Origin of the sequence: Bacillus sp. FSL M8-0071 (assembly GCF_037975455.1) — a bacterium.
In the GTDB taxonomy this organism is placed as follows: Bacteria; Bacillota; Bacilli; order Bacillales; family Bacillaceae; genus Bacillus; species Bacillus subtilis.
On sequence record NZ_CP150256.1, the window covers coordinates 782,398 to 796,444 of the forward strand.

At 45.2% G+C, this 14,047-nt stretch carries 9 protein-coding genes and 2 pseudogenes; 9 read left to right on the forward strand and 2 right to left on the reverse strand.

The annotated features are described in order from the left end of the window. Positions 1-2 precede the first annotated feature (2 nt). The 5 genes and pseudogenes from MKX71_RS03990 to MKX71_RS04010 all read left to right on the forward strand — a co-directional run. Positions 3-905: a Gfo/Idh/MocA family oxidoreductase gene (locus MKX71_RS03990; RefSeq protein ID WP_029726654.1), complete on the forward strand. Its 903-nt coding sequence runs from the start codon at positions 3-5 to the stop codon at positions 903-905. Between the two features lie 12 nt (positions 906-917). Then, positions 918-1,331 carry a hypothetical protein gene (locus MKX71_RS03995; RefSeq protein ID WP_029726655.1) on the forward strand — a complete coding sequence of 138 codons (414 nt, stop codon included), beginning with the start codon at positions 918-920 and terminating at the stop codon, positions 1,329-1,331. Beyond that, complete coding sequence (locus MKX71_RS04000) at positions 1,328-2,017, forward strand: phenylalanine--tRNA ligase beta subunit-related protein (protein WP_029726656.1); 690 nt, start codon at positions 1,328-1,330, stop codon at positions 2,015-2,017. Before MKX71_RS03995 ends, MKX71_RS04000 begins: the two co-directional genes overlap by 4 nt. Positions 2,018-2,043: 26 nt before the next feature. Then, complete coding sequence (locus MKX71_RS04005) at positions 2,044-3,378, forward strand: nucleotide sugar dehydrogenase (protein ID WP_029726657.1); 1,335 nt, start codon at positions 2,044-2,046, stop codon at positions 3,376-3,378. Between the two features lie 134 nt (positions 3,379-3,512). Continuing rightward, positions 3,513-4,442, forward strand: a pseudogene (locus tag MKX71_RS04010) (DMT family transporter); the annotation flags it as partial. Positions 4,443-4,465: 23 nt separating this feature from the next. On the opposite strand, the gene yetL reads toward MKX71_RS04010, so the two are convergent. Then, positions 4,466-4,969 carry a transcriptional regulator YetL gene (gene yetL / locus MKX71_RS04015; RefSeq protein WP_339231763.1) on the reverse strand — a complete coding sequence of 168 codons (504 nt, stop codon included), beginning with the start codon at positions 4,967-4,969 and terminating at the stop codon, positions 4,466-4,468. Positions 4,970-5,131: 162 nt separating this feature from the next. On the opposite strand from yetL, the pseudogene MKX71_RS04020 reads away from it, so the two are divergent. Then, a pseudogene (locus tag MKX71_RS04020) lies at positions 5,132-6,241 on the forward strand (FAD-dependent oxidoreductase). A 34-nt stretch (positions 6,242-6,275) separates the two neighbouring features. On the opposite strand, the gene MKX71_RS04025 reads toward MKX71_RS04020, so the two are convergent. Then, entirely contained in the window at positions 6,276-7,346 is a 1,071-nt protein-coding gene (locus tag MKX71_RS04025; protein ID WP_003233793.1) for a DUF3900 domain-containing protein, read from the reverse strand. A 149-nt stretch (positions 7,347-7,495) separates the two neighbouring features. Between MKX71_RS04025 and cypD the strand changes: the two genes are divergently transcribed. The 3 genes from cypD to MKX71_RS04040 all read left to right on the forward strand — a co-directional run bounded on the left by cypD (position 7,496) and on the right by MKX71_RS04040 (position 14,047). Then, positions 7,496-10,681, forward strand: a complete 3,186-nt coding sequence (gene cypD, locus MKX71_RS04030) for a bifunctional P-450/NADPH--P450 reductase (protein ID WP_339231765.1) — start codon at positions 7,496-7,498, stop codon at positions 10,679-10,681. 446 nt (positions 10,682-11,127) lie between these two features. Then, a complete protein-coding gene (gene ltaS1 / locus MKX71_RS04035) occupies positions 11,128-13,047 on the forward strand; it encodes a lipoteichoic acid synthase LtaS1 (RefSeq protein ID WP_003243930.1) in 1,920 nt (639 codons plus the stop codon). A gap of 235 nt (positions 13,048-13,282) precedes the next feature. After that, on the forward strand, positions 13,283-14,047 hold the full coding sequence (locus MKX71_RS04040) for a glucose-1-phosphate cytidylyltransferase (protein ID WP_192858300.1): 765 nt from the start codon (positions 13,283-13,285) through the stop codon (positions 14,045-14,047).

The following is a 14,047-nucleotide window of genomic DNA, read 5'->3' on the forward strand; positions in this document are numbered from 1 at the left end:
TTATGAAAATCGGGATCATTGGATTGGGCGTCATATCAAAATATTATGTAGAGGCCATTAAACAGTTAGACTCATTTACACTGTCAGCGGTATGCGATATACAAAAAGAAAAAATGAGTCCTTTTCCTGAGGCGGAGCACTACACAGATTACCGAACGTTTTTAGAAAAGGCCGATATTGACGGTGTTGTCATTAATGTTCCGAATCACATGCATTATGACATTTGCCGCTATGCATTGGAATGCGGTCATCATATTTGTTGTGAAAAACCGCTAACAATTGAACTGAAAGATGCTGACCGTCTGGCTGAACGTTCTCAACAAGTACAGAAGACACTTTTTACAGCATTCCACAGACGGTACAATATCAATTTTCTAAATGAGATGAAAAAAATAAACCTATCACAAATCAAAAGCGTAAAAGCCCGTTATTTAGAAAATATTAAAGAACACGCCGGAAGTGACAGCTGGTATCTCGAACCGGACCAATGCGGAGGTGGATGTGTTGCTGATAACGGACCGAACGTATTTGATACGCTATCTTATTTCTTGGGCAAGCTTGATGTAACAGGTGCACAAATTTGGAACAATGCGAATGACATTGATGTACAAGCTGTTATTCAATTGAAAAATGGTGACGGCGTACAGGCACAAGTGGAGCTTGATTGGGAATTTCCTCATGGAGAAAGAAAAGATGTTGATATTACGCTGCAAGACGGTACAACGATTCATATTGATATGCTGAAAGATTTTGAAGTGTTTAAATCCTCCCTCTATCATGAGTATGAAGAAATTTTAAAAGATTTCAAAGCCAGCATCGCTGCCGGAAATTGCTTCGGAGAAAGCGGTCAAGATGCTGTCCGGCTTGTACAAGAAGCGTACAGCTTTGGAAGAGTAACCTTATAAGGGAGCTAAACAATGAAGATTGCAGCTATAAAACGGACCGTAACCGGACGGTTTGTGAAACTTTTATTTCATAAACAGGATAAACGAAACATGGTTTTAGAAAACTTTCAAACTAGATGTATCAGAGAAAAAGAGATTCATGAAATTGTGACAACTGATCAGAAAGCATATGAACCCGGACAGCTAGTAGGAAGGATTGGTTTCTTAGGATTTGCTGAGATGGACACAGGCGGGGTCATACAGAAGGGTGATCGTGTGTATATCAATGAAACGTATCTTGGCGTTGTTGCCGGATTTGATGCTTGTCATTTTCCGAATCACTATAACATTATCATTCAGACGGATCTTCTGCTGTCAGCAACTGATATTGATCTGTCTGTAGAAGAAGAAATCCGTTTTGTGAGTTCGGGATATCGAACAATATGAATAAGGAGCCAGTATTCCAGATTCGTATAACAGAAGATGTACGAACCGCTTTTCCGAATCTAATTATTTTTGCTGCTGACATTCAGGTAGGCAATCTCAGAAGAGAGACGGAAGAAGTCATGAAAGTGCTTTGGAAGAAAGAACATGCACAGTGGCGGGGGAAGACAAAGCAGGATGTAAAACAAACGGATGTAATCAAAGCATACAATGCTTTTTTTGAATCAATCGGACTTCAGACGAAAAAAACACCTCCGTCCGTTCAAAATATGATTCAGCGATTTTTACTGAAAGATCAATTAGTTAAATATCCGAAAATTAATCCTATTGTCGACGTTTTGAACGTGGCTGCGGTGCAAAGCTTGATTCCGTTGGGAGCATTTGACTTGGATAAGATCAATGGTGAGATGAGACTGGATGTCAGCTCTGCCGGTGAATCATTTTTACCGGTGAATTCTGACAATGAAATTCGCCTGTCAACAGGCAGTCTTGTGATAAGGGATGACGACAGAATCCTATCCCAATTTTGCTATAGAGACAGCGATTATCAAAAAATAACGGATCAATCTGCCAAGATTCGCATTATGGGGTGCCGTGTAGAAGGAGTTCGTGACATAGATGTGATCCAGGCTGTTAACGAGACAATCCGTATTTTAACCACTTTATATGAAGATTGTGCAATGATTTAACTCATTTATTTTAGGAGGGATGCGAAATGGAAATGTTGGAAAAAATCAAGCACAAGCAAGCCTCAATCGGCATTGCTGGTCTTGGATATGTAGGGCTTCCGCTAGCTACTGCTTACGCTGAAAACGGTTTTTCTGTCATGGGAATTGACAGTGATTCGGAAAAAGTGAAACTCATCAATCAAGGAATCAATTATATAGACGGTATTGACCTTGAAAAGGTCGTAGCAGACGGCCGGTTAAAAGCTGTAGATCACTATGAAGAGGTTAACAAGCTTGATGTAATGATCATATGCGTACCGACTCCGCTTGATCAAAACCAGCAGCCTGACATTTCATATATTGTCAATGTGATGAACCATGTCAAAAAACGATTGAAAAAAGGCAGCCTCATTATATTAGAATCCACAACCTATCCAGGAACAACCGAAGAAATTATTCATCAATCCGTAACGGAAGAAGGCTTCATTGTTGGAGAGGACATCTACATTTGCTTCTCGCCTGAAAGAATTGATCCAGGTAACCTAAGTTTTACAATCAAAAATACAACAAAGGTAATCGGAGGAATTACGCCGAAATGTCTGGAACGGGGACAATTACTGTACAGCCACATTATTGATACCGTGTTTCCGGTTTCTTCCCCGCGAGTTGCCGAAATGTCAAAGCTGCTGGAAAACACATTCCGAAGCATTAATATCGCTTTTATCAATGAAATGGCACTGATGTGTGAGAAGCTTGAAGTGAATATATGGGAGGTTATAAAGGCGGCCTCTACAAAGCCATTCGGGTTTATGCCGTTTTATCCCGGCCCGGGGATCGGAGGGCACTGTATTCCGCTTGATCCGATGTATCTGTCCTGGAAAGCAAGAGGAGAAAATTTTTACAGCCGTTTTATTGAAACAGCGCAGGAAATCAATAAACAAATGCCTCAGCACATTGTAAGTAAAATCAGCGAAATCTTGAACGAAGAGAAAAAATGCCTGAATGGCGCTTCTATTTTGCTGCTGGGGATGGCATATAAGCCGAATGTAAGTGATTGCAGAGAATCACCGAGTCTAGATGTATATGAGTTGTTAACAGAAATGGGTGCAAAGGTCAGTGTGAATGAACCGTTTTGTGAGAATATTTTTGACCGGAATGGAGCTAAAATGGATAACAGGCCGCTTCATTACAGCCAATTTGCTGAATATGACTGTGTGGTGCTATTAACACCACATTCTATGTACGATCCGGATCTGCTGACATCTTCAGCAAAGGCCCTTCTTGATACAAGAAACTTGACTGATGGTATTCATCAAGACCATGTTTATGTCATCGGCAGCCCAGTAAAGAAAAGAAAGGGGAAGCAGCTTCTCCCAAATTAAAAAGCAAAATTCCACTTTAAGATGATACGAATCACAAGGAGCTGGCTTTTAAATGGATCTATTATTTTCTTGTGAATTGGACCTGTAACAAACTAATTTTACATGCTATGTTTAACAAAAATGTTAGGTGGAGTATGATGAAAAATCAATTAAGCGCATATATTTCCCTGGGAACGGCCATGGCAATCGTCGGCAGCTCTGTCGTCGTAGGAAAACTCATGGTTGAGCGTATTCCTGTCTTTCTATCCTCGGGACTGCGTTTTTTGCTGGCTTCTGTCGTATTGCTCACGCTGCTGTTTTGCATTGAAAAAGGGTTTCCGGCTTTAACGAAAAAAGATGTGCTCGTTTTGCTGGTGCAATCATTTACAGGCGTGTTTTTGTTCAGTATTTGCCTGCTGTATGGGGTTCAATATACTACGGGAACGGAAAGCGGCATTTTGACAAGCACAACCCCCATGGTGATCGGTATTTTATCCTTTTTCCTGCTTAGAGAAAAAATTGAGAAAAAGACGCTGATCGGCATTTTGCTGGCGGTTTGCGGCGTAATGGCGATTAATTTGTTTGGAGCCGGGAGCCAAGACGGGACGCCGCACGCCTTATTCGGGAACATGCTGATCATTGCTGCAGTCATTGGCGAAGCGTTGTTTACATTGATGGCCAAGCTGCTATCCCCGCATATTTCGGCACTGGCGATTTCGACCTTCGTATCGCTCTTCGGCTTCCTGTTTTTTCTCCCGTTTGCTTTGTTTGAGGCCTCTTCATTTGATTACAGCGTGCCGACTGTTTTGGATTGGTCGTATGTGCTGTATTACGCGCTTTTTGTCACTGTTTTGGCGTTTTACTTATGGTATAGCGGGGTGACGAAGGTGCCGGCGGGTGTATCGGGCATTTTCACATCCGTTCTTCCGGTCTCCGCTGTCATTTTGTCAGGCGTGATATTGAAGGAGCCATTTGAGTTTGTGCATTTCATCGGCATTGCATGTGTCATCGGCGGCATATTTGTTACGGTCATAAAGAAAAAACAGCCGGATGCGTATCCGGCTGCAGAAGAAAAGACGCTATAGCCTGTCCGGATCGGACGGGTTTTTTAGTCTTTAAACACGCTCAGCCTTTCAAAAAGATCACCAAGCATCTTCACGAACATGTCTTTTTCCTCGTCGCTGTAGTTTTCCATGACAGCGGATATTTTGCTGAAATGGCCGGGCAGAAATTGCTCCAGGCGTGCTTTGCCTTCTGTTGTCAGTTCAATGCTGATTTTTCGTTTATCCTCTGTGTGATGCCTGCGGCTGACAAAACCGTCCCTCACCAGTCCGTCCAGCAAGCCTGTAATCGTCGCTTTCGTGACGTTTGACTGTTTGGCAAGCTCTGTCGGACTTAACCTATGATCCTTGGCATCAAAGAGCAGCATCAGGATTTTGAATTTTCCTTCTGAAAGCCCTCGGCCAGCAAAGTAATGCTCCATCACATGATTCATTTTTTTTGAAATATCAAATAGAGATAAAAACAATTCAAGAGAGCCGACGTCAATATTGGCATACGTTTCGGCGTGCTCTGCTATATGCTTATATTTCGGTAAATGTTTTAATTCCATCGCAAGTAGCTCCCGTACATTCGTTGTGACACGATTATAAAGGAGGGAAAACCATAACGCAACTTGGCTTGGAGATGATTGACAGCTTTTCTTGGGACATAGTAAGGTAATATAATTAGGCACCTAACTAATACACATAGAGCTGAAAAGGTGGTTATTTATATGAAACATATGTTAATTGCAGGAGGCGGCATCGGCGGCTTGTCAGCGGCCATTTCTCTCCGTAAGGCAGGGTTTTCCGTCACCTTATGTGAAGCGGCTTCAGAAAACCGAAAAACAGGTGCGGGGATTCTTCAGCCGCAAAACGCACTGGCGGTGTTGAAAGAACTGGGCGTATTCGAAGAGTGCTGTAAGCACGGCTTTCAAACAGAATGGTTTAAAACGTTTGATGAACAGGGGAATTTGCTGTTTCAAGTCAGTGAATCCTTTTTAGACGATTCACTTCCAGGACGCAATAATATCCTGCGCAAAACGTTAAATGACATTCTCATGAAGCATGCCGAGGCGGCGGGTGTAGACATCAAGTGGGGGAAAAAGGTTGTCGCTTATGAAGAAACTGCTGAATCGGTCACTGCCTTATGTGAAGATGGAGAAAAGATGCAGGCTGACATTCTGGCGGGCTTTGACGGCATTCACTCTGTTGTTCGCGATAAGATGCTGCAAAAGGAGACGGAAAAAGAGCATCTCGGCATGGGAGCGTGGCGCTTTTATATCGAACTTCCTGATTACACATTCGAGGACGCAACATTCATGTATAGAAGCGGAGACACACAAATCGGGGTGGTGCCATTGGCGGAACACGCTGGCTAGGTCTTCGTCCTCCAGCCTTGCACGAGCGATTACTGGGATGAGGAAGATACCCGGTTTGATAGAGTAAAAGAGGTTCTTTCTGGTTTTCCGGGGCTGGATTTTGTTACAAAGCACATGTCAAAACAGCATCCTGTCATCTTTAACAAACTGGAGCAGGTCGCCGTGCAGGAGCCATGGCACAAAAGCCGCGTTGTCATCGGAGGAGACGCCGCCCACGCCGGCGCGCCGACCCTGGCGCAAGGAGCGGCAATGGCGATCGAGGATGCCATCGTCCTCGCCGAAGAACTCCAAAACCACGCCGACCACGAAACAGCATTACAGGCGTACTACAAAAGAAGAGCCCCAAGAGCGCTCAAAGTCCAGAACCTATCTTCAGAAATCGTCCGCCGCGGGCTGAAAGGAGAGCCGGGAGCGGAAGAACTGATTGGGGAATGCTATGCGGTGTTGAGGGAAGGGTATTAAATAGGAAAAGTCCAGAAAGTGATTTCTGGACTTTTTAGTCTTGCTCTGTTTTATTCCTTATCCGCTCAATCACCTCATGCAGCCCCTCAGGCTTATAAAACTCCACCGGCGAACTGCCTTTCTCAAACGAAATCGTCTCGGCTTCAATCAGCGCGACATAGCGCCCGTTTACTTTTGCGAGATGAATAGAATCGCCAAAATCCGCTAGCAATCCCTTAATCTCTGTTTCTCCGACTTTCATTTTCAGCTGGGCCTCTGGCGTGTGCTCGATGATTTGGGCGGAGGCTTCGATGACTTGATGGGTGTCGAGGCGCTCTTGGATTTCCCGTTTTTCGCTTGCTTCCCAAATCTCAATGTCGTGCTCGAACTGCTTGAGTTCTTCGCTGTTGTCTTCAAATGTCTCGTAGACGTGCTCTTGTACCATGTTCATGACCTGATTTTTCATGATTTCTGGCATTGATTCTCCGTACTCGACGAATTTCAGAAAGTCCTCAAAATAGCGGGCGTGTGAGGCCTGGTGGATTTTCAGTTCACCTTCCTCGACCATTCCTTCCTCTGGCATGTACGGGTATTGGATGCTTTTCATGTTTTTTGTCGTGATCGCCATTTCGACTTTTTTAATGAGAGAAGACGCGTCAGAGATGCGGGCGACCTTCGGCTCAAAATCACATTTCATAATAAAGACAAATGACTCGTCAAAGTATTTTCTCGGTACGGCCGAAGCGACGAGAAACACGCCGCCGCGAACCGCGCTTGTGTCAAGGTACGTGCGGACGAACTGCTCGCTCAGCTCATTGAAGTCTTCTTTTGTTTCCGCCAGACGCGCGCGGTTGAACATGTTGTAGTTTGGGTTAGAATCGAGCTCGTGGCCGGGCTCGACGATAAAATGGCCGATTTTCGTCGGGACCTGCTCGGACTGCGGATGGCGGTCTGCTTTCCGTTTGACGATTTTTTTCAGTTCCCCGTCGAGAAAGTCCTTCAGCTCGCTTTCTTCAAATTCGCCCGTATCAAGGGTCTGGAAGTGCTTGAACTGCTTGTTCGCCTGCTCATCTTTGCCTTCCACCTGTATGACATAAAAGGATAAAAACCGAATTTCAAAATCCATATATAAACTCACCTTATTCGCGTATTGTACAGCTTCTCAAGTATAGAAAAAACAGCGATCATGCGTCAATTGGGAGAACGGAATAATCATGACCATGAAAGGGAAATGTAGTCAAATAGAAGGCATCTCATACGGAAAGGAATGGTTCGATGAAGGAAACAAGCCCGATTCCTCAGCCGAAGACGTTTGGGCCGCTCGGCAATTTGCCTTTAATCGATAAAGACAAGCCGACGCTTTCGCTGATCAAACTGGCGGAAGAACAGGGCCCGATTTTTCAAATCCATACACCCGCGGGCACGACCATTGTAGTGTCCGGCCACGAATTGGTGAAAGAGGTTTGTGATGAAGAACGGTTTGATAAAAGCATTGAAGGCGCCTTGGAAAAGGTCCGCGCGTTTTCCGGTGACGGATTGTTTACGAGCTGGACGCATGAGCCTAACTGGAGAAAAGCGCACAACATTCTGATGCCGACGTTCAGCCAGCGGGCCATGAAGGACTATCATGAGAAAATGGTTGATATCGCTGTTCAGCTCATTCAAAAATGGGCAAGGCTCAATCCGAATGAAGCAGTCGATGTCCCGGGAGATATGACCCGGCTGACGCTCGACACCATTGGGCTATGCGGGTTTAACTACCGCTTTAACAGTTACTACAGAGAAACGCCCCACCCGTTTATCAACAGTATGGTGCGGGCGCTTGATGAAGCGATGCATCAAATGCAGCGGCTTGATGTTCAAGATAAGCTTATGGTCAGAACAAAGCGGCAATTCCGCCATGATATTCAAACGATGTTTTCGTTAGTCGACAGCATTATTGCAGAGCGCAGGGCGAATGGAGACCAGGATGAAAAAGATTTGCTCGCCCGCATGCTAAATGTGGAAGATCCGGAAACGGGTGAAAAGCTCGACGACGAAAATATCCGCTTTCAAATCATTACGTTTTTGATTGCCGGCCATGAAACAACGAGCGGCCTGCTTTCCTTTGCGACTTACTTTTTATTGAAGCATCCTGACAAACTGAAAAAGGCGTATGAAGAGGTCGATCGGGTGCTGACGGATGCAGCGCCGACCTATAAACAAGTGCTGGAGCTTACATACATACGGATGATTTTAAATGAATCACTGCGCTTATGGCCGACAGCTCCGGCTTTCAGCCTTTATCCAAAAGAAGACACAGTCATTGGCGGGAAATTCCCGATCACGACGAATGACAGAATTTCTGTGCTGATTCCGCAGCTTCATCGTGATCGAGACGCTTGGGGAAAGGACGCAGAAGAATTTCGGCCGGAACGGTTTGAGCATCAGGACCAAGTGCCTCATCATGCGTACAAACCATTCGGAAATGGACAACGGGCCTGTATCGGCATGCAGTTTGCCCTTCATGAAGCCACACTTGTGTTAGGCATGATTCTAAAATATTTCACACTGATTGATCATGAGAATTATGAGCTTGATATCAAACAAACCTTAACACTTAAGCCGGGCGATTTTCACATCAGGGTTCAAAGCCGTCATCAGGAAGCCATTCATGCGGACGTCCAGGCAGCTGAAAAAGCCGCGCCTGATGAGCAAAAGGAGAAAACGGAAGCAAAGGGTGCATCGGTCATCGGTCTTAACAACCGCCCGCTTCTCGTGCTGTACGGCTCAGATACCGGCACCGCAGAAGGCGTCGCTCGGGAGCTTGCTGATACTGCCAGTCTTCACGGCGTAAGGACAGAGACAGCACCTCTGAACGACCGGATTGGAAAGCTGCCGAAAGAGGGAGCGGTTGTCATTGTGACCTCGTCTTATAATGGAAAACCGCCAAGCAATGCCGGACAGTTCGTGCAGTGGCTTCAAGAAATCAAACCGGGTGAGCTTGAGGGCGTCCATTACGCGGTATTTGGCTGCGGCGACCACAACTGGGCGAGCACGTATCAATACGTGCCGAGATTCATTGATGAGCAGCTTGCGGAGAAAGGCGCGACTCGGTTTTCTGCGCGCGGGGAAGGGGATGTGAGCGGTGATTTTGAAGGGCAGCTTGACGAGTGGAAAAAAAGCATGTGGGCAGACGCCATTAAGGCATTCGGACTGGAGCTTAATGAAAACGCCGATAAGGAACGAAGCACGCTGAGCCTTCAGTTTGTCAGAGGGCTGGGCGAGTCTCCGCTGGCTAGATCGTACGAAGCCTCTCACGCATCCATTGCTGAAAATCGTGAACTTCAGTCTGCGGACAGCGATCGAAGCACCCGCCATATCGAAATCGCATTGCCGCCGGATGTTGAATATCAAGAGGGCGACCATCTTGGCGTATTGCCAAAAAACAGCCAAACCAATGTCAGCCGGATTCTTCACAGATTCGGTTTGAAGGGAACCGACCAAGTGACATTGTCGGCAAGCGGCCGCAGTGCGGGGCATCTGCCATTGGGCCGTCCTGTCAGCCTGCATGATCTTCTCAGCTACAGCGTCGAGGTGCAGGAAGCAGCCACAAGAGCGCAAATACGTGAACTGGCGGCATTTACAGTGTGTCCGCCGCATAGGCGCGAATTAGAAGAACTGTCAGCAGAGGGTGTTTATCAGGAGCAAATATTGAAAAAACGAATTTCCATGCTGGATTTGCTTGAAAAGTATGAAGCGTGCGACATGCCGTTTGAACGATTTTTAGAGCTTTTACGGCCGTTAAAACCGAGATATTATTCGATTTCAAGCTCTCCAAGAGTGAATCCGCGGCAAGCATCGATCACAGTCGGTGTCGTGCGCGGCCCGGCGTGGAGCGGCCGTGGCGAATACAGGGGTGTGGCATCAAATGATTTAGCTGAGCGTCAAGCCGGTGATGATGTCGTGATGTTTATCCGCACACCGGAATCCCGGTTTCAGCTTCCGAAAGACCCTGAAACGCCAATTATTATGGTCGGGCCAGGCACGGGAGTCGCGCCATTTCGCGGATTCCTTCAAGCCCGCGATGTTTTAAAGCGGGAGGGCAAAACGCTCGGTGAGGCTCATCTCTATTTTGGATGCAGGAACGATCGGGATTTTATTTACCGAGATGAGCTTGAGCGGTTTGAAAAAGACGGAATCGTCACTGTCCACACAGCCTTTTCCCGAAAAGAGGGCATGCCGAAAACATATGTCCAGCATCTCATGGCTGACCAAGCAGATACATTAATATCAATCCTTGACCGCGGTGGCAGGCTTTATGTATGCGGTGATGGCAGCAAAATGGCCCCGGATGTGGAGGCGGCACTTCAAAAAGCGTATCAGGCTGTCCATGGAACCGGGGAACAAGAAGCGCAAAACTGGCTGAGACATCTGCAGGATACCGGTATGTACGCTAAGGATGTCTGGGCAGGGATATAGATAAAGAAGACTGGAGACATCCAGTCTTTTTAGTCCTTTCGAAAAAATGGTGATCGCGCTAAACATTCATGCATACAATAACTTCAGTCCGCCGGAAGGGCGGGCTGTCTGCAAAACCTATTTTTCGTTTTTGCTAGTTTATGTTATTCTTATACTCGGTATCTATTTCTTTTTTCAAAGGCACACATGACAAAAGAAATCCTTTTTTTATTTCCGAGAAAAAAATGTGAAACGAAATGAAGGTTTCTTTCGTCCAGTGATTGGTTTCCAAATGGTTGTAATAAAAATGATATGGTGCGAAACATAAATATTCCGGCTTGCCGCGGTGTATTTCTTGTTGTGTGATGCCTTGATTTTGTTTGGAAAGAAGGAATTGGAAGGCAGGATATAAAGAGCAGGTAAATATGAATGAAGAACTTAAAGTGTTTAAGAAAGTAGAGGTTGCCATGAAGAAACTTTTTTCTTACAAACTTAGCTTTTTTGTGCTGGCTGTTATACTGTTTTGGGCAAAAACGTATTTATCCTACAAGACTGAGTTTAATCTTGGGGTAAAAGGCACAACTCAGGAGATCCTCCTGATATTTAACCCATTCTCAAGCGCCGTCTTCTTTTTAGGACTGGCTTTGCTGGCGAAAGGGCGTAAATCAGCCATTATTATGCTGATTATCGATTTCTTGATGACATTTGTGTTATATGCAAATATTTTATTCTATCGTTTCTTTGACGATTTCTTGACGTTCCCGAACATTAAACAGTCCGGAAACGTTGGAAACATGGGAGACGGGATTTTCAGTATCATGGCCGGTCATGATATTTTCTATTTCTTAGATATTATCATTTTGATTGCGGTATTGATCTGGAGACCTGAATTAAAAGAATACAAAATGAAAAAACGCTTTGCATCTTTAGTGATCCTTTCTGGGATCGCACTGTTTTTCATCAACCTGCACTATGCGGAAAAAGACCGTCCGCAGCTGCTGACAAGAACGTTTGACCGCAATTATATTGTGAAATATTTAGGTTTATACAACTACACCATTTATGACGGTGTACAGACGGCTCAAACAGAAACGCAACGGGCCTATGCAAGCAGCGATGATTTAACAAGCGTCGAGAATTACACGACGTCTCATTATGCAAAACCGAACGCCGAGTACTTCGGCTCTGCCAAAGGCAAAAATATCATTAAAATTCACCTCGAAAGCTTCCAGTCATTCCTGATTGACTACAAGCTAAACGGTGAAGAGGTGACGCCTTTCTTAAATAAACTTGCGCACGGCGGGGAAGATGTGACGTATTTTGATAACTTCTTCCATCAGACAGGCCAGGGAAAAACATCTGATGCCGAGCTGACAATGGATAACTCGATCTTCGGTCTTCCTGAAGGCTCCGCGTTTGTGACGAAAGGCGAAAACACCTACCAGTCGCTTCCTGCGATTTTAGACCAGAAGGAAGGCTATACAAGCGCCGTCCTGCATGGTGATTACAAATCGTTCTGGAACCGTGACCAGATTTACAAACATATCGGATATGACAAGTTCTTCGACGCAAGCACGTATGATATGTCAGATGAAAATGTGATTAATATGGGGCTTAAGGATAAGCCGTTCTTTACAGAATCGATTCCAAAGCTTGAATCTCTTAAACAGCCATTTTATGCGCATTTGATTACATTGACAAACCATTATCCGTTTAACCTTGATGAAAAAGACGCGTCTCTTAAAAAAGCGACAACAGGCGATAACACAGTTGACAGCTACTTCCAGACAGCACGTTACCTTGACGAAGCGCTTGAGCAATTCTTCAAGGAGCTGAAGGAAGCCGGCCTGTATGACAACTCAGTCATCATGATTTACGGTGACCATAACGGTATTTCTGAAAACCATAACCGAGCGATGAAAGAGATTCTTGGAAAAGAGATCACAGATTATCAAAACGCACAGAACCAGCGTGTGCCGCTGATGATCCGCGTTCCTGGCAAAAAAGGCGGAGTGAACCATACGTATGGCGGCGAAATTGACGTCATGCCGACACTTCTGCACTTAGAAGGAATTGATTCTCAGAAATATATCAACTTTGGTACTGATTTATTCTCTAAAGACCACGACGATACGGTGGCATTCAGAAACGGAGACTTCGTAACGCCGAAGTACACATCAGTCGACAATATCATTTACGATACGAAGACAGGTGAAAAACTGAAAGCGAATGAAGAAACGAAGAATCTGAAAACAAGAGTGAACCAGCAGCTGAGCCTTTCAGACAGTGTCCTGTACAAAGACTTGCTGAGGTTCCATAAACTAAATGATTTCAAAGCCGTTGATCCGTCAGACTATCATTACGGCAAGGAGAAAGAAATCAAATAAGATGAAAAAGAGCCTTGAGCGGGCGCATTGCCTTCGCTCAAGGCTCTTTTTTTGGTTATACAACCAACTTGAAAAAATAGATTCCATTTGGTCACCAAGGCTGGCTTTCTCTCATATCATTACAGTAGATTTTGAAACCGGATTGAAATCGGACAAATTATCGGGGAAATGCCTTGATAGATTGTGAAGATGTACCAGGTTTCGAACTCAATATTCATAGAGATGAGGGGTAGAGATGAAAGCGGTCATTCTCTGCGGCGGAAAAGGAACGAGAATGAGTGAAGTCACGAATGACATTCCTAAACCGCTCGCCATGATAGGCGGCAAACCGATTCTATGGCATATTATGAAAATTTATCAGTACTACGGAGTAAACGAGTTTATTCTGCTTTTGGGCTATAAAGGAGAAAAAATCAAGGAATACTTTCTCGACTATGAATGGAAGCACAACAGCCTGACACTCGACAGCTCTACGGGAGAGGTACAGATGCTGGGGCAGCCTGAAACGTGGAAAATTACGTTTTTGGAGACTGGGGTAGATACGCTGACAGCCGGAAGAATCTTGCAGGCGAAAGACTATATCGGTGATGAAACATTTCTGCTCACCTATGGAGACGGGCTGGCCAATATCAATCTTTTCCATCTCATCAGCTATCATCAGACAAAAGGTGCTGCCGCGACTGTCACCGGCATTGACAAAGTCTCGCAGTTTGGCACCTTGACGGTTGAGGACGGCATGGCGAAAACATTTTCTGAGAAGACATCAAGTGACGGAATCATCAACGGCGGATTCTTCGTTCTCAGTCCAAAGGTTTTCGATTATTTGCCGAAGGATGGGAACGCGATGTTCGAAGATGAACCGCTGAAGAACCTTGCCAAAGACGGAGAGCTTGCTGTGTACCGCCATTACGGATTTTGGACGGCCATTGATACGTATAAAAATCTCTTAGAAGTCAACAAAATGTGGAATCAAGGACAACAAGTATGGAAGGTATGGTGA